Source organism: Pseudomonas sp. R25(2017), from assembly GCF_002112565.1.
GTDB classification, from domain to species: Bacteria; Pseudomonadota; Gammaproteobacteria; order Pseudomonadales; family Pseudomonadaceae; genus Aquipseudomonas; species Aquipseudomonas ekonensis.
Map to the genome: position 1 here is coordinate 22832 of NZ_NEHZ01000025.1, position 20668 is coordinate 43499.

Annotated in this window: 17 protein-coding genes; 3 read left to right on the forward strand and 14 right to left on the reverse strand. The window is 63.0% G+C overall.

Features of this window, described 5'->3' with window-relative positions:
* The first annotated feature begins 206 nt into the window (after window positions 1-206).
* On the forward strand, window positions 207-1076 hold the full coding sequence (locus CAG31_RS25825; RefSeq protein WP_085586553.1) for a phytanoyl-CoA dioxygenase family protein: 870 nt from the start codon (window positions 207-209) through the stop codon (window positions 1074-1076).
* 62 nt (window positions 1077-1138) lie between these two features.
* Here CAG31_RS25825 and CAG31_RS25830 read toward each other — a convergent pair whose 3' ends face one another.
* From CAG31_RS25830 to CAG31_RS25860, 8 genes are all read right to left on the reverse strand, one after another.
* Window positions 1139-2110 (reverse strand): YCF48-related protein, encoded by a 972-nt coding sequence (locus CAG31_RS25830; protein WP_085586555.1) that lies wholly within the window; start codon window positions 2108-2110, stop codon window positions 1139-1141.
* 10 nt (window positions 2111-2120) lie between these two features.
* Window positions 2121-4535 carry an RND family transporter gene (locus tag CAG31_RS25835; RefSeq protein ID WP_085586558.1) on the reverse strand — a complete coding sequence of 805 codons (2415 nt, stop codon included), beginning with the start codon at window positions 4533-4535 and terminating at the stop codon, window positions 2121-2123.
* Between the two features lie 8 nt (window positions 4536-4543).
* Window positions 4544-6187 carry a DUF1302 domain-containing protein gene (locus CAG31_RS25840; RefSeq protein WP_368665201.1) on the reverse strand — a complete coding sequence of 548 codons (1644 nt, stop codon included), beginning with the start codon at window positions 6185-6187 and terminating at the stop codon, window positions 4544-4546.
* A gap of 26 nt (window positions 6188-6213) precedes the next feature.
* On the reverse strand, window positions 6214-7635 hold the full coding sequence (locus tag CAG31_RS25845; RefSeq protein WP_085586562.1) for a DUF1329 domain-containing protein: 1422 nt from the start codon (window positions 7633-7635) through the stop codon (window positions 6214-6216).
* Window positions 7636-8058: 423 nt separating this feature from the next.
* The gene (locus CAG31_RS28525; protein WP_170930071.1) at window positions 8059-8205 is read right to left on the reverse strand and encodes a hypothetical protein; all 147 of its coding nucleotides are present in this window, start codon (window positions 8203-8205) and stop codon (window positions 8059-8061) included.
* Window positions 8206-8286: 81 nt separating this feature from the next.
* Window positions 8287-8949 (reverse strand): hypothetical protein, encoded by a 663-nt coding sequence (locus CAG31_RS25850; RefSeq protein ID WP_085586564.1) that lies wholly within the window; start codon window positions 8947-8949, stop codon window positions 8287-8289.
* 48 nt (window positions 8950-8997) lie between these two features.
* Window positions 8998-10368 carry an FAD-binding oxidoreductase gene (locus CAG31_RS25855; protein WP_085586566.1) on the reverse strand — a complete coding sequence of 457 codons (1371 nt, stop codon included), beginning with the start codon at window positions 10366-10368 and terminating at the stop codon, window positions 8998-9000.
* 124 nt (window positions 10369-10492) lie between these two features.
* Window positions 10493-11380 (reverse strand): phytanoyl-CoA dioxygenase family protein, encoded by an 888-nt coding sequence (locus tag CAG31_RS25860; protein ID WP_085586568.1) that lies wholly within the window; start codon window positions 11378-11380, stop codon window positions 10493-10495.
* A gap of 401 nt (window positions 11381-11781) precedes the next feature.
* Between CAG31_RS25860 and CAG31_RS25865 the strand changes: the two genes are divergently transcribed.
* Window positions 11782-12393 carry a TetR/AcrR family transcriptional regulator gene (locus tag CAG31_RS25865; RefSeq protein ID WP_085586570.1) on the forward strand — a complete coding sequence of 204 codons (612 nt, stop codon included), beginning with the start codon at window positions 11782-11784 and terminating at the stop codon, window positions 12391-12393.
* A gap of 284 nt (window positions 12394-12677) precedes the next feature.
* Here the strand turns inward: CAG31_RS25865 and CAG31_RS25870 are convergent, their stop codons facing one another.
* From CAG31_RS25870 to CAG31_RS25890, 5 genes are all read right to left on the reverse strand, one after another.
* Window positions 12678-13553 carry an alpha/beta fold hydrolase gene (locus tag CAG31_RS25870; RefSeq protein ID WP_085586572.1) on the reverse strand — a complete coding sequence of 292 codons (876 nt, stop codon included), beginning with the start codon at window positions 13551-13553 and terminating at the stop codon, window positions 12678-12680.
* Complete coding sequence (locus CAG31_RS25875; protein WP_085586574.1) at window positions 13550-15076, reverse strand: NAD(P)/FAD-dependent oxidoreductase; 1527 nt, start codon at window positions 15074-15076, stop codon at window positions 13550-13552. Before CAG31_RS25875 ends, CAG31_RS25870 begins: the two co-directional genes overlap by 4 nt.
* A 374-nt stretch (window positions 15077-15450) precedes the next feature.
* Window positions 15451-15966, reverse strand: coding sequence for a transcriptional regulator (locus tag CAG31_RS25880; RefSeq protein WP_085586576.1), 516 nt, complete (start codon window positions 15964-15966; stop codon window positions 15451-15453).
* Between the two features lie 40 nt (window positions 15967-16006).
* Complete coding sequence (locus tag CAG31_RS25885) at window positions 16007-18319, reverse strand: PqiB family protein (RefSeq protein ID WP_085586578.1); 2313 nt, start codon at window positions 18317-18319, stop codon at window positions 16007-16009.
* Window positions 18312-18932: a paraquat-inducible protein A gene (locus CAG31_RS25890; protein WP_085586580.1), complete on the reverse strand. Its 621-nt coding sequence runs from the start codon at window positions 18930-18932 to the stop codon at window positions 18312-18314. The genes CAG31_RS25885 and CAG31_RS25890 overlap by 8 nt, the downstream gene beginning before the upstream one ends.
* 226 nt (window positions 18933-19158) lie before the next feature.
* Here CAG31_RS25890 and CAG31_RS25895 point away from each other — a divergent pair, with 226 nt between their 5' ends.
* Window positions 19159-19797: a paraquat-inducible protein A gene (locus CAG31_RS25895; RefSeq protein ID WP_085586582.1), complete on the forward strand. Its 639-nt coding sequence runs from the start codon at window positions 19159-19161 to the stop codon at window positions 19795-19797.
* A 19-nt stretch (window positions 19798-19816) separates the two neighbouring features.
* Here the strand turns inward: CAG31_RS25895 and CAG31_RS25900 are convergent, their stop codons facing one another.
* Entirely contained in the window at window positions 19817-20668 is an 852-nt protein-coding gene (locus CAG31_RS25900; protein WP_256575587.1) for an aminotransferase class III-fold pyridoxal phosphate-dependent enzyme, read from the reverse strand.

Below are 20668 nucleotides of genomic sequence, written 5' to 3' on the forward strand. Positions count from 1 at the left end.
GTATCTTGTCGAAAGTGCCCGGCAAAAATAGCATGAACCCACTGCCTGAACCAAATGACCCTAAAGAAGCACCCTGCTTCTGCACACTTGTCTTGAGTTCAGTGCAGTCACTTCCGTAACGGCCGGCCTGTCCAGTGACGCAGTTCAATGCGTCTCTGAGCGCCCGCCTGCGCGAAATCCGTTCCTCTTTAATTGGAGTCGCTTCAATGTCCAGCGATCGAAATTCAACCGCCAGCCTGCCTATCGTCACCCGCTCAAACTCAGCGCAGGAAATCGTCTCGCTCAGTGACGGCGCGGGTGCGGTCATCATCCGGGGCTTCATGACGCCGGAGCAAGTCGCACGCCTCAACCACGAACTGGACGCACCGCTTGCGGCGTTGAATGCCGGTTCGAAACATGAACTTCAGTTGGTCAAGGATTTTCATGGCTATCAAACCAAGCGGCTCACCAACCTCATTACCTACAGCAAGACATTCCGCGAAGAGATCCTCGATGATGACCTCTTCCACGAAATCGGCCGTGAACTTTACGAGTCGGAATGCGGCGACTGGTGGCTGACCACCGCGCAACTCATCGAGATCGGCCCGGGCAACACCGCGCAGATGCTGCATCGGGACTCGGCCCAGTACTATCCGTTCGTGGCCATGGACAAGCATGCGCCGCGAGCCATCACCAACCTGATGCTGGCCCTGACCGACTTCACCGAAGAAAACGGCGCGACTCGGGTGATTCCAGGCAGCCAGGATTGGGACAATTTCGAGGATGTGGGATCGCCCGAGATGACCATTCCCGTCGAGCTGAAGGCCGGTGACGCCGTGCTGTTCGGGGGCAAAGTGGTTCATGGCGGCGGCGCCAACGTCACGGCCGACCAATTCCGTCGTGGCCTGACGATCCCGCTGCAGGCCTCGATCTTGACGCCCGAGGAAGCCTATCCGTTGATCGTGCCGCTTGAAGTGGTCAGAACCCTTTCCCCTCGCGTGCAGAAGATCATCGGCTTCCGTTCGCAGTACCCCCTTGCCAGCCCGGGTCTGTGGCAGCATGACTACGCGGACCTGGCGGATTATCTCAAGCTCTGACCTCAAGCTCTGACCGATGCAAAAGGTTCGGGGGAAGGCAACCGCCTTCCCCCGAACCGTTTTCACTGCCCTGTCGACGACGTGAGCAACACGCCACGGCGGGAAAACAGCACCGGCGCCCCTTGCGGGTCGAGCAGTGCCGCCGTCAGCGAAAGTCCATCCACCGACTGACTCTCCTCGAAGCGCTCTCCCCCATCGCTGCTCTTCATCATCAGCCCGTCCAGCCCGACCGCCAGCACCCGACCGCCGGACACCGCCACCGAGGTGACGGAACCTTTGCTCTGGGTCGGCACTCGGCGAAAGTCCTTGCCCTCGGCCGTGCCATGCATCAGCGTGCCGCGCTGGCCGCCCAGCAGCAGGCTGCCGTCCGCCAACACGGCGCCGGACCACAACGTGCCCTCGTAACCGGTGCTGATGTACCGCCAGCTTTTGCCTTCATCCTCGGAAAGCAGAACCTGGCCGTGTTCGGCGGTGGCATAGAGTTTGTGTTGGCCATCGGCAAACAGCCCCATCAGATTGAGGTCCGCCTTCTTCGAACCGGGTGGCGCTTGCAAGGTCTGCTCCGTCCACGTCAGTCCGCCGTCCTCGGTGGTCAGCACCAGGGACCACAGCCCCACGGCGACACCTTGTTGGGCATTGAAGAAATGCACGGCGAACAGCGGCCGGTCCTCTTCGTTGGACATGCGCTGGACCTGCCAGGAGTCGCCGCCGTCCGCAGTCACCAGGATCGCGCCCCAATGGCCCACGGCCCAGCCCCGTTTGGCGTCGACGAACGAAACCCCCGTCAGCGGCGTGGACAGGGGCACCGAGCTGGCCTGGCGAAAGCTTTTACCGTGGTCGTCCGACAGCAGCACGATCCCGTGGTCGCCGACCGCGACCACCCGCTCGCCGGCCCAGACCGCATCGAGCATGGTGGCCTGGCTGGCATGTTCCGACTGCACCGCCGGCACCACCTGCAACGGCTTAGCCTGCAAGGAAAACGGCGGCAGCATTGCGGCGATCAACACGCCGATGGACAAAAAACCGTTACGCATGACTCTCTCCTCAATGCATCAGCGCGCCGATCATGCGCACGGGGCGCCTGCGCGGGAAAACCCGTTCCAGCCAGACCGCAAAGGCCGGCAGCACGGTCATGGCCATGACCATGTTGACGATGAACATGAACGCCAGCAGCTTGCCCATGTCGGCCTGGAACTTGAGGTCGGAGAACGCCCAGGTGGCGACGCCGATCGCCAGGGTGATGGCGGTGAAGATGGTCGCCATGCCGACTTCCAGCAACGCATGCTCCACGGCTTTGGTGATGGGCTGGCCAAAAGCCTGGTGCAGTTGCAGGCGGTTGTAGATGTAGAACGCGTAATCGACGCCGATGCCCACCGCCAACACCATCACCGGCAAGGTGGCGATGGTCAGGCCGATCTGCAGTTCCTTCATGAACCAGTAGCCGATGAAGGTGCCGATGGTCAGCGGCAGGCAGCAGACCAGCACCGCCCGCCAGTCGCGGTAGACGACGAACACCAGCAACGCAATGGCGGCGTAGACGTACAGCAGCATCGGGGTTTCGCTCTTCTCCACCTCTTCGTTGATGGCGGCCAGCACGCCGGCGTTGCCGGAAGCGAGGCGCACCGTGACGTCGGGCGACGGGTTTTCGCTGCGCAAGGCCTTGGCCGCGTCCACCACCCGGTTGATCGTGGTGGCCTTGTGATCGGCCAGATACAGGTGCACCGCCGACATGCTGCAATCGGAACGCATCAGCCCGGGTGTGCGCGCGACTTCGGTGGCCAGTGCGGCGTAGTTCATCGGGTCGATGGGCACCGCGCCCATCTTCGGGTTGCCTTCGTTGTAGCCCTCGTTGAACTGGCGCATGGTGGACGAGAACGAGGCGACGGACAAAACCCCGGGCACGCCCTGCATGGCCCAGACGAAACGGTCCTGGTACTGCCCCGCCGCGACGTTCTCGCAGGCAGCCTGGCTGTCTTCGCCGGTGCTGTCACGGTTGGCCTCGAACACCACGCTAAGCCAATCGAGGCCGATGTCGTAGTTGCTGGCGATGGACACGGCGTCGCGGTTGAAGCGCGAGTCTTCGCGCAACTCAGGGGCGCCGGCCTGCAGTGTGCCGACGACCCGGTCATGGCTTTGCCAGATCGCCACCACGAAGACCGCCAAGGCCACGCCCAGCACCCACTGTGCGTTGCGCCGCTCGGCGAGCCGGCTCAGGCCGTGCAGCCAGCGGGTGCGGCGCTGGCGGGAGACTTCCTGCGCGGCAGCGTACTTGTCGTCCACCTTGAGCAAGGACGCCACCAACGGCAGCATCACCAGGTTGGTGACGATCTTGTAGGCCACACCGAGCGACGCGGTGATCGCCAGCTCCCGCACCATGGGAATCGGGATCAGCAGCAACGTCACGAAGGACACCAGCGCCGTCACCAGCGCCAAAGTGCCGGGCACCAGCAGCCCGGTGAAGCTTGCGCGCGCCGCCTGCTCGGCGCTCTTGCCGACGGCGATCTCACGCACGATGAAGTTGATCTGCTGCACGCCATGGGACACCCCGATGGCGAAGACCAGGAACGGCACCAGCACCGCCAGCGGATCGAGGCCGTAGCCCAACAGGCGCAGGCTGCCGAACTGCCACACCAGCGACGCCAGGGAGCACACCAAGGCCAGCAAGGTGAAGCGCAGCGAGTGGCAGTACCAGTAGACCGCAGCCGCCGTCAGCAGCAACGCCAGCAGGCAGAACTCCAGCACCGCCGAAGCGCCGTCGGCGATGTCGCCGATCTGCTTGGCGAAGCCGATCATCTGGATCTCGAAATCGCCGTCCTCGAAGCGCTGCCGGACTTCCTTTTCCAGCGCGTGGTTGAACGCGACGTAGTCCAGGTGGGCGCCGTTGGCGTCGAACTCATTGAGCTCCGCGGTGATCATCGCACTGCTCTGATCCCGCGAGACCAGGGTGCCGATGAAGCCACCCTGGGCGCTGGAGTTGGCGATGGTCGCGATGATTTCATCGTCCAGACGTTCGGGCGTCACCGTCCCCGGCACCAACGGGTCGGCCCGGAAGCCCTCTTCGGTGATCTCGTTGACGAAGGCATTGGGCGTCCACAGCGAACGCACGCTGCTGCGGGACACGCCGGGCAGGAAGGTGATCGCCTGGGTGACGTCGTAGAGCCGCTTGAGGCCCGGCGCGCTCCAGATCGCGCCGTGACGGGCCTTGACCACGATGGTCAGGCGGTTCGCGCCCATCAGGTCGTTGCGGTAGGCCTCGAAGGTCTTGATGTACTCGTGGCCGATGGGCAGTTGCTTTTCGAAGCCGGCATCCATGCGCAGCTGTACGGCGAACCACGCCATGATCAGGGTGAAGACGGCCAGGCTCGCCAGCACCAGCCGGCGATGCCCGAACAGGACGCCCTCGACGCGCGGCAGCAGGCCGCGCGTCCTTGCTTCAGTCAATTTCACAGAACCATTCACGGCAGGCCTCACAATGAGCGGGAGATCGCGATGCCGACATAATCTCGGTCACGGTAGAGCTGGTCGTAAGGCGTGTCGCCGCCCATGAACTTGGCGTAGTTGAGGTTCACCTGCCAACTGGCCGGGTTGCGCACGAAGTTGAGGTACAGGTTCATGCTGCTGGCGTCTTCCGTGAAGGTGGCGGTGAGGTTCGGCGTGCGTCCCCCCAGCGAGCGCGAGTAGAAGATCCCCGGCGTGACTTGCCAGCCCGGCAGCAACGTACCGTCGTAGGTCAGGCTCATGTCCAGGTTGATGCCCGAGGACGTCTTGTTGCCGTGGGCCTTGGGCGGGATCGCCGGATCCAGTTGCCACGTGTTCAGGCCGGGCGCGAGCGGCTCGCCGTTGACCTCGTCATGCAGCCCCGGGTACTTGATGACCACCAGTTCCGACAGCAAGGTGCCGGTGCTGGCCCCGGTGAAGTCCAGCAGCGTCGGCGAGTTGGACGGCGTGAAGCTGTACAGGCCGGTCAGGTGCCACTGGAATTTCTTTTCGTCCTTCCAGCATTTGCCGCCGTTGTTCGCGCACAGGTCGACGACCGGATTGAGCATCACCGCATCCTTGGGCCGGTACGACAGCTCAGTGCCGACCGCCCAGTCGCCGATCGGCATGTTCGCGCTGACGCCGTACATCATGCGGTCTTCCTGGTACTCCCAGGTGGGTGCCACGGCGAAGGTGTTCGGATCGAGCGCCACGCTCAAAGTCGGCAACTTGTCGTGGTAGCGCATCACGTACAGGCCGTAGTTGATGTCGCTGTCCTCCGGCTGCCAGCGCAGCGAAAGGCCCCACTGGCCGCTGTCGCGGGCCTTCTTGTCGGAGAACCCGTAATCGCCCATGCCCTTGCCCGGGCCGTTGCTCGTGGACCAGTAGCTGCCCACCGGCGGCAATTCGCTCTTGTTCCAGCCGAACTGGTAGTAGGTCTCGATGTTGAGCCCCGAGCCCAGGCCGGAAGCGACGCTGAGCATCGGCGCCGGCAGCACGGCCTCCTTGAGCTGGACGCCGGGGCGCGCCAGGGCCTGGTAGTCGTAGGCGTTGGTGTTGTTGATGCCGCCGGCCACGAACAGGCTTTCGCCCCAGTTGATCACCTGGTTGCCCAGGCGCGCCCGGACGCGCTGTTCGCCCACGTCGAAGCCCTTGCTCACCCACAGGTCGAGCAGTCGGGCCTTGAACGCGAGGTCGTCGTGGGCAGAGTCGCTGAGGCCGTCGCTGCCGACGCTCGCGGGGGTGTTGAAGGACTGGGTGCCGGTGGTGTCGGTGGCGGCGAAGTCGCGGATCCAGCTGCCGCGCGCCAAGAAGCTGACGTCGTTGGGCATTTTGAGCAGCAGCTCGTGCGTGCCTTTGAGGTAGTTGGTGAACAGGTCGCCGCGGTCGTAGTTCAGGTCGCCCTGGTCGGCGACACCCGAGCTCTGTGCCAGGCAGCCCGAGGGCGCGTTGTGCCCGGTGACGCCCTGGTTGATCAGGTTGCAGGCGCGCGACTCCGTGCGCAGGCCCATGCCTGCGGTGATCGTGGAGTCGAACGAGCCGCGGATCGTTTCGGTTTCAAACGTGAAGCCCATTGCAAATGGGGTGGCGCACGCGATGACAAGGCCTGAAGCTTTCGTAATTGTTTTTTTCATGCTGGCTCTCGATCTGACGACGTTCGTTAGCGTTCGCTGATGGCTCGCAGGTTATCGGAGGTGAAGAAATCCCTTTTCAGGCGCGGGCTGGCGTTGTCCTCGGTGAGCCAGCGGATGTCGCTCTTGCCCGCGCCGACCGTGGTCATGTCGAAGAGGTAGCGGCCGTCCACCAGGTTGTACTGGATCTGGGCTTCCACATCGCAGGTGCCGGTTTCGTACACGGGCGTGGAGAGCCCTTCGCGCACTTTCCAGATCTGCCCCTGCTTGTCGTAGTCGACGGCCATCACCGCGTTCCAGCTGTCCTCGTCGATGTAGAACAGACGCTTCGGCGCCTGGTGGCGCATGCCCTGGCGCACGTTGGCTTCGACGACCCAAACGCGGTGCAGCTCATAGCGGCGTGCCTGCGGCGCCACCGAGTCGTTGCCGGCGAAGGCTTCCACTTTGGCGGCGGTGTCGTAGGCGCCGAACATGTTGTAGGGCACCAGCAGCTCCTGCTTGCCGACCAGCTTCCAGTCGAAGCGGTCCATGGTGCCGAAAAACACGTTCCCTTCATCGACGGTGTACTGGTTGTCGAGGCCGATCTGCGGCGCGTCGTAGGAGTACGACGGCATGCGCCGCACACGGCGTTGGCCGGGGAAGTAGTAGAAGGTGGTGGCCTGTTCGCCGGCGACGGCGGTCTGCACCGCGGCCTGACCGGCCAGCGCCGCCGGCTCCAGGTAGTTGAAGAAGGTGGCGTTCTCCAGGCGCCCGACCGACGAGAACAGCGCACTGCCCTTCTTGCCCCACGGCGTGAAGAAGAATATGTCCACCGACTGGCGTGACCACTCCCCGCCCTTGCGCGGCGAGATCCCGGAAACGCTGCGCGGGATTTCGACGCCGACGCCGCGGTAACGCATCTTCATGTTCCACATCACCTCGGCGCCGTTCTTGGGGGCAGGAAACGGAATGCCGGGCACATGGGCTTCTTCGAGGGCGAGCCCCGCGGCGTCAAGCTTGGCGAAGCCGATGTTCTGCTTGGTGTTCTCGGCCACGAAGTCCGGCGCGCCGCAGGTGCGGCGGGTCTGGTAGACATCCATGCGGTAGCCGGGAATCTTCTTGAACAGCTCAAGCTGGCCGGGAGACAGCTTGGCGGCGTATTGGACGACGTTGTTCGAGTCGATGCTGTACAGGGGCTTGTCGCCCTTGAACTTCCAGAAGTCGCCACGGACCTGCCCGTAACTCCATCCCGCGCCCTGGGGCCCCGGCTGCGTCCAGGCCGGAATGTCTCCGCTTTTGCTGGCGGCGACCTCACCGCCCAAGGGGGTCAGCTTCGTCCCCAGCATGGCGGGCTCCACGCTCTCGGCCTGGGCCGAAAACACCACCGTCGCTGCAGCGATCCCCACGATCAGTTGCCGGATGGCATGACGGGGAAAGACTGCGCCTTTTGGATGTTCAACTACGTCATTCATTGCAAGATCCTCAGGGGGCTTTAACCGGCGGCTCGACCGCCAAATGCAAGAAAAGCTGGATGCCTCATGGGTAGATCACCTGACATGATCATTTGATCAAGTCCGAAGATCAGAAAAGCAAGCCATATGCCAAAATCCGTGGATTTGGATTTTTCGCAGGCGTATCAATGGGTTATGGGTTGGCTGTGAATTTGTGTGCGTCGACGGCCCGCACTGCTCTGTAAAATATGGAAACACCTGTTACGAAGATTCACTCGACCCTTCGGGCCCCAAGGGCCATTTCAGGCCCCACTCCGTACGCACCCGGTGTTCCGCCTCGCGCTGCCCCGCCACGGGGCGCCCCGATCCCTTTTGCACCGGCGTAGAACCTTCTGTGTCGGCGCGCGTCGGCAATTCGAATCGGGTCGGGCTGTCCTGCCCGCTTCACATATGCTTGAAGAGATCGCTCATGCTGACGATCGGATGTTTGGTCGGCGGCATGGGTGACAGCCTCACAAACTCTGTTTTCAGTACGTAGATGGTGCTCAGGGTCAGGGCGACGCCAAAGCAAGCGAATCCGAAACGACGCATGGCAAACCTCCAGAATCAACCTTGTTATTGTTTGAACTTGATTGCTGTCCTACACATCCGCCTCATCGCGAGGCTTGAGCCTTACCTGGCGCCCAGCAGCGAGCGGGAAGCCACTTTGCGGGTTCGCTCCAAGGCGCCGTAGGCGTAATACGACTGCACGATCGAGTAGGACCAGGTCAGGAAAGCGAGGGTCATGAACACCAACTTGGTGTCATCCCCGGCGATGGGGAAGAAGTCATACCTGAGCGCGATGGTCAGCCCCGCCACCCCGCCCAGCGCGGTCGCCAGCGCATGGAAGCCGGCGCCTGCGCGCACCAGCCGCCACGTGAAGTAGCACAGGTACACGGTGTAGAGAGACCACATCACCACGTAGAAGTAAGGAAGCGCCCCTTTGGTGAAGTCGGACAGGTAGTAGAAAAAGGTCGCGGCAAATCCGCCGACGAACAGCGTGATGTCTTTCGCCCGGGATGGCTTGTAACCATGGGTGACGGCCATCAATCCCAGCGTGGCGATGATCGGCACGCCGACGCCCCGCGAAAAGGCGTCGAGAAACAGCGCGACCTCGTAATTGCCTTTCCAGCCCGTGGCGATGTAAGTGGTGAAGTTCGTGGCAGAGATACCCACGATCAGGAACTCCAGCCCCAGCAGGTAATTGCCTTTTCTGATGAATCCCACCCCGTAGCACAGCCCGGAAATCACCAGGACAATGCACGAGACCAGTGCGCACGCATCGATCAGTTCCACAATGACAGCCTCTTATAGTGTTGTGGCGCCTTACCTGCGCCAGGGTTTTCAGCGCTTGCGGGCGCTGTCCTCGCGGACTTTGCGGTTGGTTCGTTCATCCATCCATTTGGCCGCCGCAAACGCCGTCTTCAACGCGCACCACTGGAACGGCTCGGGCAGCATCGAAGGCGTCTTGTGCTCCAGCGCCGTCAGGTGCGAGGGATCCGTGCCGTTGATCCGTGCGGCGAGGTACGAGCCCATCACCGATTGCGAGGCCAGGCCGTGGCCGGAGCAGCCCGCCGCATAGAAGATGTTGTGTTTCTCGCCGGTCGTGCCGACCACGGGCAATGCGTCGTAGGCCGCGCTGATGTAGCCGCTCCAGCAATGCTGGATGCCGAGGCCCTGCAAGGTGGGAAAGCGCTCGCGCAGCCCGCGCACCAACGCGGCATAAGCGCTGTCGTCCGGCACATTGGGGGTCTTGGAACCGTAGGCGTAGCCCAGCTGTTTGGTGGTCAGCACCATCGTGTCGTGGGCGGTCAGGCGGTGGCTCTCCATGGTGAAGTGCGGGGTGATCAGCCCTTCCCGGTTCTTCCAGCCCAGGGACGCCAATTGCTCCGGCGAGAGTCGCTGGGTTTCGATCGCCGACACCCGGATCGGCGCCACCTTGTTGCGCAGCAGCCCCAACTGGGGGGTGTAGGCGTTGGTCGTCAGCACCATGACCGGTGCGGTCGCGCTGCCCGACGGGGTCTTGCAGGTGATGGACGGTCCTTCGCTGAAGGACAGCAACGGCGTGCGTTCGTACAGTTTCACGCCGGCGGCGAGCGCCGCGCGGCGCAGGCCGGAGATGTACTTGCCGGGGTTCAGGGTGCCGCCGCATTGCCCGCTCCCGAACAGGAAGGCCGGCGGGATTTCACGGGCACGCATTTCCGCCGGGTCGATGAAGCGCGTCACCGAACCCAACTCATGCCCCAGCTTCATGTTGGCGCGCAGGCGCTTTTCCTGGGAAGGATGGACCGCTGCGCGGATGACGCCGGAGGGGTTGTAGTCGCAGTCGATGCCCAGCTCCGTCAAGCGCCTTTCCACATAGATCACCCCGTCGTCGTAGAGCCGGACGAACTGCCGGGCCCTTTCCAGTCCGACGCGTTTGACGAAGAGGTCAAACTCGATGCCCATGCTGCCGAGCAGATAGCCGGCGTTGCGTCCGCTGGCGCCGAACCCGGCGAACTCCTGTTCCAGGACAATGACCTTGGCGCCGGCCGCATTCAGTTCGAGCGCAGTCGACATCCCGGCGAAACCGCCACCGACCACGATCACATCGGCCTGTTCGTCGCCGACGAGTTCCGGTTGCAGGTCGATCGGGCGCTCCACCCAGCCGCCCAGGCTGCGAAATTTCAGCGGTCCGGCACCGCTGTTGCCGATCGCGTTGTTTGAGGCATTCATCTGTTTCGCTCCTCTGTGCATCCATCCCACCGGGCACGACGGCACGCGCCGCCCAAAGGGAGCGTGTCGTCGCCGTTCGGTCAGCGGGCTGACCGTGTTGCCGGCAGGGCCTTTCTGTGGGGGCTTAGATGCCTTTCCCGACCTCGGAGAAGGACTCCAGGGCAAGCAGTTCTTGTGGGTCCCGCATCTGCCCGTCGATTTCCACCCAGCCGAGCAGCGTGCTGCTGGCGCTCCAGCCCAGCAGGCGTTGCAGCTCGCTGGGCAGTTGCCGGACGCGTTCGATCGGGATCGACAGAAAATGGTTTTCTTCCAGCCGCAAGAAGGCCAGGTCGTAGGCCATGGTCAGGCCGGTGCGTGGCTGCGCCGTGGTGTTGGCCCCGCCGCCGTGGTACACCGAGCCCATCCACAACAGTGCGGAACCGGCCTTCATCTCGGCCGCCACGGTTTCTTCCTGGGTCGGCATGCGCTCGTCGTCCCAGGTGTGGCTGCCGGGGATGACGCGCGTTGCGCCGTTCTCTTCGGTGAAGTCGGTGATGGCCACCATAATCTGCAACCGGGCCTCGCGGCCGAACTGCGGGTGACGCCAGAGCGAGGTGGCATCGTCGCGGTGCAGAGGCTGCAAGCCTTGCCCCGATCCGATCTGGATCGCCTGGGTCATGCTCAGTTGGATGTTGGGTTCGATCGGGATGCGGTCGCTGCCCACCCATACGTGGGTCGGGGTCTGCAGGATTTTTCTGGCCGTCTCGATGAAGAGCGGGTTCAGCGCGACCTCGATGGCGGTGTCGCTGCGTTCGAAAATGCGCGCGACACGCCGGGTCTGGGTGCCCGCAAAGTAGGGATCGACACCGCAAGGCGTGGCGTTCAGGTAACGGTCGAGTTCTTCTTTAAGGGCCTGCAGCGTTTGCTGCGAAACAAAATCGGAGATGATGACGCCGCCGTCACGCTTAATGGTTTCGACCACCGCCTCGACAGAATCGCTGCTGCTTAAAGTCTTGAGTGTGAGTGTTTGCATTTATCAATTCCTGCCTATTGGATTTCACGTCAGAAAGAGGCCGTTCCACAGACTTGGCTATATAAAGGACAATTTTGATCGCTCGATATGATCATTTGATCAGGTCGCTTGATTAAAGCAATACACATGCCATTCTTTGAGGAGGCGCAAAACCGAGAAAGTTGAATGCCTGAACCCTGTAAGTTGGATATAAGCGATACCAACCTACCCACTTTTTTCCGGAGTTCTCTTTGATGTGTCACTTCAGGCCGGGTACTTACGAAACACTCACATGGCAGGAAAGGAAATCATTGATCCCTGCCCAAGCACGCATGGATTGAGACGCAGCCATGCGTTAGCATCCATCCCCGCAGACACTGAACCGGGTTACTGACGGAAACACCGAAAAGGAGGCTGAGCCTATGGCCAGAATGGGCGCGGAAGTGCGCAGACAAGATTTCATCGACGCCACCGTGAAGGTGATCGCGAAGTACGGCGCCGCCAACGCGACGACTCGCCGGATCGCCGCAGAGGCCGAGTCTCCGCTGGCGTCGTTGCACTACACCTTCCACACCAAGGATGAACTGTTCTATGCGGTGTACGAGTCGCTGATCAACACGCCGCAACAGGCTTTGGAGCAGATTCCGACGGGCGCCACCGCCGCCGAAGCCGTGGGGGAAATGCTGCGCCAGGCGGTCGACTGGTTCATGACCCACCCTGATCTGGCCATTGCGCAGTCCGAGCTTTTCACCTGGTCGTTGCGCAACAATCCGGCCATGGCGACCCAGATCTATGCCGATGCCGGCCGGGCGACAGAGCAGGCCATCGAAAAGGTCGTGGGCGCGGGGCTGGACAAAACCGCGTTGGTCACCGTCAGCCGTTTGCTGATCAATCTGCTCGACGGGCTGCTGGTCGCTTGGTCCGCCCACAGCGACGCGGAGCGTCTGAAGACGGACACCGACGCGGCCTGTCAGGCATTGAAGCTGTTGGTGGCGACTTTCGAAAAGGCTCCCGAAGCAGCCAGAACGTCATAAGAAGCCGGCGCGGGACCCTGACGCTCAGAACTTTTCAAGTTTCCGATTGCGTCTGTCCCCTGCCCGCTCGACAGCGTTGTCGAGAAATAAACATAACGCCGGCGCAATAGAGAGCAGGCAACTTCAAGTCGGTGAGAAAGTTATAAAACGAGTGCGCAAAAAATAATGACTAGTTGAACGCGTCATTTGAAATAAGGCAGGCGAAGCAGAAATAAAAAAATTCAAACGTGAGCATGTAAAAAGAGGGGAGCAAACTGCACTCCCCTAAATGAGACAAATGCTGCTTACAGCATATGCCCTGCCAATAGCGAAAGTAGCGTGTCGTTTAGCGAGTTGGGAAAGTCATGCCCCATGCCCGGCAGAAGAACCAACTTCGATCCGGGGATAGCGTCGGCGGTGGCGAACCCTCCGCTGGTGGCGACCATCAGATCCTTATCCCCGTGAATGACCAGTGTGCTGCACCTTATTTGCTTCAGTTCATGGGTGCGGTCACCCGAGTTGATGATGGCGCCGATCTGCCTGGCGGTTCCCACATTGTTCAGCTCATCCCCTCCCCGACCCCAGGCTTGCGCGGCATAACTGCGCAAGCTGTCTTCGCTCCACTCCAGCGTGGAGCCGATGACGCGCATGATGTCCACATAGTCCCGTACGCTTTCCGTCTGGTTCCTGGGCGGGCGACGCAGCAGCTTCATCAGCGCCTTGAGTGCCGGCTGCCCCACGCGGAGCGATCCGGTGGTGGAAAAAATCGAGGTCAGGGTGATGACCCGCTGCGGGTAACGCGCCGCCAGCGTCTGGGCGATCATGCCGCCCATGGACATCCCCACCACGTGCGCTGCTTCCAGCTGCAGGCTGTCCATCAGCCCGATCACGTCATCCGCCATGTGGCCCAGGTCGTAGCCGTCAGTGGCCTTGCGGAAAAACTGCTGCAAGACCGTCGGCGGCGTCGCATCGGTGAAGAAGGACCGGCCCGAATCACGGTTGTCCAGGGTGATGACGCGCAGACCCTGGCCGACCAGGCCGGCGATGATCGCCTGCGGCCAGTAGGTCAGTTGCAGCCCCAGGCCCACCACCAGGATCACGGCCGGGTCGGCTTCAGCCCCGTAGCTGCGGTAACAGAGACGTCCCTTGCCCGCCAATTCACAGAAGTTGTCTTTGCTCATCGACCTTCACTCACAGGCTCCAGGCCGACGGTTTCCTGCCGGCGGACAGCAGGTGCCAAGGTGAACTTGAGGCAGTCTTCGGCCACCGTCCCGCGACGCAGCAGTTTGACGTCGCGGAAGTAGTCCATCGACATCACCCACGGCTCGCACGGGCCTTGGCGCGGCATGCCGTCCAGGGCGCGCTGCACGTAGCCGGCACCGAAGTCCAGCAGCGGACGGGTCTCGATCCCTTCAGGCGCCTGGGGCTCGCAGACGGTGTGGCCCTGCTCGTCCATGAAACCCAGCAGACGGCAGAAGTGGTCGCACAGCAGGCACACCTTCAACGTCCAGGACGAGTTGGTGTAGCCCACCGCGAAGGCGAAGTTCGGAACACCGGACAGCATCATGCCTTTGTAGGCCAGGGTCTGGCTCAGGGTCACCGGCTGGCCGTCCTTGTGCAGGGTGATGCCGCCGAAGAGCTGCACATTGAGCCCCGTGGCCGTGACGATGATGTCGGCCTTCAGTTCCTTTCCGGACTTGAGCAGCACGCCCGACTCGGTGAACCGCTGGATGTGGTCGGTCTCCACGGACGCCTTGCCCGCGCTGATGGCCTTGAACAGATCCCCTTCCGGCACCGAGCACAGCCGCTGGTCCCAAGGGTCGTACGGCGGGTTGAAGTGCACGTCCACCGGATAGTCTTTCGGCAGTTCCTGACGGGTCAGCCAAAGGAGCAGCTTGCGGGCGAGTTTCGGGAAACGCTGGCAGAAACCCCAGAAGCCCAATGTGATTTTGGCGTTCTTCCAGCGGGTCAACGAATAGGCGGTCTGCGCCGGCAGCACTTTGCGCAGGAACGCGGCCACGGCATCCTTGGCCGGCTGATTGATGATGTAGGACGGCGTGCGCTGCAGCATGGTGATGCTGGCCACCTTGTCCGCCATGGCCGGAATCAGCGTCACCGCCGTGGCGCCGCTGCCGATCACGACCACGTGCTTGCCGGTGTAGTCCAGGTCTTCCGGCCAGTGCTGCGGGTGAACGATCTGGCCCTTGAACTGCTCCGCGCCCTCGAAGCGCGGGCTGAAGCCTTGGTCGTAGCGGTAATAGCCGCCGGCGCCGAACAGCCAGCGGCACTCAACCGTACGGGTGACGCCCAGGTGACCGTCCTCGACCTGAACCGCCCACAGGCCTTTTTCGCTCTGCCAGTTGGCCGACACGACCTTCTGCTGGTACTGGATGTAGGGCTCCAGCCCGTACTCGTCGACCGTCTCGCTCAGGTACTCGAGGATGTCCTTGGCGTCCGCCAGGGATTTGTCTTTGGTCCAGGGCTTGAAATCGAAACCGAAGGTGAACAGGTCCGAGTCGGAACGGATGCCAGGGTAGCGAAACAAATCCCACGTTCCCCCCGCTCGCTCACGAGACTCAAGAATCGCAAAGGCCTTGCCCGGCTGGTTGCGTCGCAGATAAGCCGCGGCGCCGATGCCGGACACGCCAGCGCCCATGATCAGGACATCCAGCGGCTCGGTGGGAAGAACTGCGTGAGAAGACATGTCGCCTCCTGTTGTTGTGTTATAGAGACCTGATCATGTGATTTGATCATGCGATCATGGTAAGTCGCGCTGTCGCCACGCAACAAGGTACAAAATGCACCACGATCCGACTGTTTTGGTGCAATCTGCACAACAAACAAGCAGCCCTGCGCAACCTCCCCCTGTGTGCGCTCGCGTCAAACTTCGTGTTTGAGGGGGAGCAATGAAGGGTCTTGAGGACTGTAGCCGATCAGCAGACAACGGCCCGCCTGCGGCATCACGCCGCGAGCGAGCATCGAGAGAGACATTGAGGAGGTGTTTCGAGGAAGTATTGCGAGGAAAAGCAGACCACGCGCCAGGCTGAACCGCCGGCCCGTGGCCTCATGCAGCGGCCGTCACATCTTGGCCTTGCCCACCAACGGGATGCGTTGCCCGGTTTCCAGCATGTCCGCCGCATCCAGCTGCTCTTCGATCTGCAGGAAGCGCATGGCGGTCACCGGGGACATCTTCTCGGCCACCTCATCGATGTAGCGGTTCAGGAGCATCTGCCGTTTGACGTGCAGGGTCTTGTAGACCTTGATCATCTTCGCCGCATCCTCATCGGTGACCGCGCCGGAGCCGTAGGCCCGCGCATACTCAAGCAGCAGCTGGAACGTGTCGCGGTTCAGGCCATCCGTTTCGTTGCGGTAGCGGGTGTAGATCGGCCAGAAGGTTTCGGCCTGCGCGCCGTCGAGCGCCATGTTGGCCTCCACCATGCGCTTGCGCTTGTAGTTCAGGGTTTCGATCTGGTTGTTGATCTTCTCCTTGTTTTCGCTCATCACCTGGTCCACCGACGGCAAGGGTTCCTGGGCCGGTGCGGCATACGCGCAGCCGACAGCGAATAAAGCGGCAAAAATGAGGTGCCTGGACATCAGTTGACTCCTGTTGCGTTAACCAAAAAATTCGGCGCGATCATTGCGCGGTTTCCTTGAGCGGGATCTTCGGCGCCCACACCAGCCATTGCTCATCGACGGCCTCGAACAGCGCGAAGGTCTGGCCCGGCCGGGCCGGCTCGCCCATTTGCCCGTTGTCCGGCGTGGCGAAGGCGATGCCGCCTGCGACCATGGCCTCCAGGGATTCGGTGCGCACCGACACCCCTTTGAACAGGCCGGCCTCGATGCCGATTCCGCTGGCGTTCCAGAAGCGGCTGCCGGTGTGCACCAGCGGCGCGTAACGCGGCTCGATCAGGACGCTGATCAGCACCCGGTCCGCCTGCGGCCCCAGGTTCATGTCGACCACCTTGCCCACCGGCATCTTGCGGTAGGTCACCGGGCTGCCGAGCTTGATCGAACCCTTGTCCACGGCGCTCAGGGTCAGGCGCAGGCCGCTGCCCTGCCCCAGCAGGTTCGGTGCTTCGGCCAGGGCCTGGAACCGCGTCTGGCGCTCTCCCGGACGACTGCCGGCCAAGGCCTCGATGTAAGGCCCGCTGACCAGCGTGCCGAGGTGTTCCGTGCGCAGCAGGCCCAGCGCCGGGCGCACCACCCAGAAGCGCGTGCCGCTGCGGGCGAACGATTCGCCATTGGGCAACAGGCGCGCCTTGAGCTGTACGCCGGACAGGTCGGCCTTAAGGTCGACGCTCTCGACCTTGCCGATCGTCAGCCCCTTGAAGCGGATGGGCGTGCCTTCGCGCAGGCCTTCGCCGTCCTCGACGCTCAGCTGGATCTCCACGCCCTGGGCCAGTGCGGCCTCTTCGCTGTCGTAGAGGGAGAACCGCCGGTCCTTGCCCGAGGCCGGCGCTTTCGCATCCGGGGTGTCGAAGGCGATGCCGCCGTTGATCAGGGTCTGCAGCGACTCGCTCTTGACCTTCAGGCCCGTCAAATCGCCGCTCAGGGTCACGCCGCTGGCGTTCCAGAACCGCGTGGAGCTGTTCACCAGGCGCGCAAACTCCGGCTCGACATGCACCCCGATCATCACCTGCCGGTTGTCCCCGGACAGTTGGTAGCTCTGCACGCTGCCGACACGGATCTGCCGGTAGAGCACCGGCGCGCCGACCTCCACCGAGCCGCGCTTGTCGCTGGTCAGCACCAGGTGCAGGCCCGGCACGTTGATGTCCATGGCCGGTGCCTTGGAAAGGACGCTGAACTCGCGCCGCGGCGCGCCGCTCTTGGGGAAACGCACGGCGATGTAGTTGCCCTTCACCAGCGCGTCCAGGCCGGTGATCCCGGCCAGCGAGATGTTCGGCTTGACGGTCCAGAACTCGGTGCCCTCCAGCAGCATGGCCTCGACCCGAGGATCCATCGCCAGCTCGGCGGTGGCGCCGCTGAAGTCCTGGTTCATGTCGACGCTCTTGACCAGGCCGACCTGCACGCCGTTGTACATGACCTGCGTCTGCCCCGGCTGGATGTCGCTCAGATCCTTCATCTTCAGCGACACCCGCAGGCCGACCTGGGCCGCGTCATAGTCCTCGTACAGGCGAAAAGGCTTGCTGCTGTCTGTGGGCGGGCTGTCGCGGTGGTTGTCCGGCGTGGCGAAGGCAATGCCGCCGGCGGCCAGGGTCAGCAGCGATTCGCTGCGTACCTTGAACCCCGACAGGCCGCCGGAGATCGACAGGCCGCTGGCGTTCCAGAAACGCGTGTGCTTGCGCACCAGGTCCGCATAGGCCGGTTCGATGTGCACCTTGATCTCGATGGTGCGCTGATCCTCCCCCAGCTGAAAATTCTTCACCTGGCCCACCAGGATCTGCTTGTAGAACACCGGGCTGCCCTGCTCCAGGGAACCGAGGCGATCGGCCTTGAGGGTGATGTGCAGGCCCGGGACCTTTTCGGACATGGGCGGCGGCTCCTTCAGGGCCGTGTAGGCGCGCACGCCTTGATCGCCCTTGTCGCCCTTGGCCGGATCGACGGCGATGTAGACCCCGGAGACCAGCGTCTCCAGGCCCGTGACGCCCGCCAGCGACACCCGCGGCTTGACCAGCCAGAAGTGGGTGTCTTCGTTCAGGTAATGCTGGGTTTCCTTGTTCATTTCGATGGTGGCGAGCACGCCCTTGATGTCGTCGCTGACATTCAGTTCCACCACCTTGCCGACCGCGATGCCCTTGTACAGCACCTCGGTCTTCTTGGCCTGGATGCCGTCGCCGCTCTCGAAGCGCACCTGGATGACCGGGCCGGCCTCGTCATAGGCGCGCCAGGTCAGCCAGGCGCCGATGACCAAGGCCAGCAGCGGCAGAATCCAGATCGCCGACCAGTTGGAGGTGGGGCGTTTCGTCGGGGTGGGGAGGTCACTCATGTTCATTGTCCACGTCGGTGTTGTCCCAAATGAGCCGGGGGTCGAAAGTCAGGGCGGCGAGCATGGTCAGCACCACCACGCCGGCGAAGGCGGCGGCGCCGAGGTTGGCCTCGATGCGCGCCAGGTTGCCGAAGTTCACCAGCGCCACCAGGATGGCGATGACGAAGATGTCGAGCATGGACCAGCGGCCCACCCACTCGATGAAGCGGTACATGACGATCCGCTGGCGGGCGGACATCGGCTGGTGCCGCTGCACCGAATAGAGCAGCAGCGCGATCCCGGCCAGCTTGAAGGTGGGCACCACGATGCTGGCCACGAACACCACCAGGGCGATGGGGATCATCCCCAACTGCAGCAGGCTGATGACGCCGCTCATGATGGTGGCCGGCGCGCCCTTGCCCAGGACGCTGACCGTCATGATCGGCAGCAGGTTGGCCGGGATGTAGAGAATCGTCGCGGTGATCAGCAAGGCCCAGGTGCGCCGGATGCTGTCAGGGCGGCGCACATGCAGCAGCGACTCGCAACGGCTGCAATGCGCAGGCTGCGGGCCGTCGATGGGATTGAGTTGATGGCAGTCGCCGCAGACCTGGATGCCGGCATCGATCGCACGCATGGCTACCCTCCTCGCGCGGCTTGCGCCGAACCATTGCCGACAGACGCCGGATGCCCCTCCTGGGCCCGTGAACCTCCGCTCCCGCTTGCGCGCACTGTGCCCATGACTCACCTGAGGCTTGATTGAAAACGGCGCGAATGCTACTTTTCAATCCCTAATGAGTCAATATTGTCTCATATGATTTATTTTTATCTTGGCTGTTCTTTTTCCAGAGACCCGGCACCCGATGTCCCCTTTACCTACCGGCCGCTTGCCGGATCTTCCCCTCGACGCGCTGCTCGCCTGCCATGAGTGCGACCTGCTCATGCGCCGCGAACCGCTCGCGCCCGGCGAGAAATACTGCTGCCCGTGCTGCGGCTACGAGCTGGCCGTGCATCGCCCCCACTGGCAGAGGCGTTCCCTCGCGCTGGTGCTGACCGCCCTGCTCCTCTACATTCCGGCCAACTTCCTGCCGATCATGCACCTGAGCCTGCTCGGGCAGACCCGCAGCGAAACGGTCTGGGGCGGCGTGCTCGGGCTGTTCGAAAGCGGCATGCAAGGGGTCGCGGTGGTGGTGTTGCTGAGCAGCATGGCCATCCCGCTGCTCAAGCTGCTGTGCCAGTTGCTGGTGCTGTTGAGCGTGCGGTTCAAGGTGGCGCGCCGGGCCGGCCTGCAGCTGTACCGCAGTTATCACCACCTGCGCGAATGGGGCATGCTTGAGGTCTACCTGTTCGGGATCCTGGTCTCCATCGTCAAGCTGGTCGACATCGCCGACCTGAGCCTGGGCATCGGCCTGGCCTGCTTCGTCGCGCTGCTGCTGACCCAGGTCTGGCTGGAACTGAGCATGCCGTCCCACCAGGTCTGGGAGGCGCTGTCCGACGATTAACGCCGGGCAGCGCCTGCCGTCAGATCAGGCCTTGGGAATGGGCCCATTCCGTCGCGTCATGCAGTGTCTTGCCGAACGCTTCGAAGATCGCGTCCACGTCGTCCTGCGTGGTGATCAGCGGCGGGCAGAACGCGATGGTGTCGTAGATGGCACGAACGATCAGCCCATGCTTGTGAGCCTGCCTGAAGACGTAGCTGCCCAGGATCCCCGGTTGGCTGAACGGCTGCTTGCGCGCCTTGTCCGCCACCAGTTCGATCCCGCCCATCAGGCCGACGCCCCGCACATCGCCCACCAACGGGTGATCGGCGAAGGCCTGCAGCCGCTCCTGGAACACAGGCGCCAAGCGCTGGACATGGCCCACGAGATCGCGCTCTTCGATGATGCGGATGTTCTCCAGCGCCACGGCCGTGGCGACAGGATGCCCGGTGGCGGTCAAGCCATGCACGAACGCCCCCAGCCGCTCGCTTTGGCTCACCAGCACGTCATGGAGGGCATCGGACACCAGCAGCGCCGCCAGCGGCAGATAGGATGAGGTGAGCTGCTTGGACAGCACCAGGATGTCGGGCTGGATCCCGTACAGCTCGGAACCGAATATCGTGCCGAGCCGGCCGAAGCCGGTGACGATTTCGTCGATCACCAGCAGGATGTCGTAGCGTTTGCACACTGCCTGGATCGCCGCCCAATAGCCCTTGGGCGGCGGCAGCACGCCGCCTGCGGCGATGACGGGCTCGCCGATGAACGCGGCGATGGTCTCAGGCCCCTCCACCAGGATGTGCCGCTCCAGTTCCTCTGCCAGGCGCAACGAGAACGCCTCTTGCGACTCCCCCGGTTTGGCGAGGCGGTAATAGTTGGGGCAGGTCAGGTGGTGCAC

Excerpts from the sequence above, each read along its gene's own strand:
- CAG31_RS25880 (WP_085586576.1), bottom strand. The coding sequence starts at position 15,966 with ATGTCCAGGCACCTCATTTTTGCCGCTTTATTCGCTGTCGGCTGCGCG.
- CAG31_RS25890 (WP_085586580.1), bottom strand. The coding sequence starts at position 18,932 with ATGCGTGCGATCGATGCCGGCATCCAGGTCTGCGGCGACTGCCATCAA.
- CAG31_RS25895 (WP_085586582.1), top strand. The coding sequence starts at position 19,159 with ATGTCCCCTTTACCTACCGGCCGCTTGCCGGATCTTCCCCTCGACGCG.
- CAG31_RS25885 (WP_085586578.1), bottom strand. The coding sequence starts at position 18,319 with ATGAGTGACCTCCCCACCCCGACGAAACGCCCCACCTCCAACTGGTCG.
- CAG31_RS25825 (WP_085586553.1), top strand. The coding sequence starts at position 207 with ATGTCCAGCGATCGAAATTCAACCGCCAGCCTGCCTATCGTCACCCGC.
- CAG31_RS25840 (WP_368665201.1), bottom strand. The coding sequence starts at position 6,187 with ATGAAAAAAACAATTACGAAAGCTTCAGGCCTTGTCATCGCGTGCGCC.
- CAG31_RS25845 (WP_085586562.1), bottom strand. The coding sequence starts at position 7,635 with ATGAATGACGTAGTTGAACATCCAAAAGGCGCAGTCTTTCCCCGTCAT.
- CAG31_RS28525 (WP_170930071.1), bottom strand. The coding sequence starts at position 8,205 with ATGCGTCGTTTCGGATTCGCTTGCTTTGGCGTCGCCCTGACCCTGAGC.
- CAG31_RS25860 (WP_085586568.1), bottom strand. The coding sequence starts at position 11,380 with ATGCAAACACTCACACTCAAGACTTTAAGCAGCAGCGATTCTGTCGAG.
- CAG31_RS25830 (WP_085586555.1), bottom strand. The coding sequence starts at position 2,110 with ATGCGTAACGGTTTTTTGTCCATCGGCGTGTTGATCGCCGCAATGCTG.
- CAG31_RS25865 (WP_085586570.1), top strand. The coding sequence starts at position 11,782 with ATGGCCAGAATGGGCGCGGAAGTGCGCAGACAAGATTTCATCGACGCC.
- CAG31_RS25855 (WP_085586566.1), bottom strand. The coding sequence starts at position 10,368 with ATGAATGCCTCAAACAACGCGATCGGCAACAGCGGTGCCGGACCGCTG.
- CAG31_RS25870 (WP_085586572.1), bottom strand. The coding sequence starts at position 13,553 with ATGAGCAAAGACAACTTCTGTGAATTGGCGGGCAAGGGACGTCTCTGT.
- CAG31_RS25875 (WP_085586574.1), bottom strand. The coding sequence starts at position 15,076 with ATGTCTTCTCACGCAGTTCTTCCCACCGAGCCGCTGGATGTCCTGATC.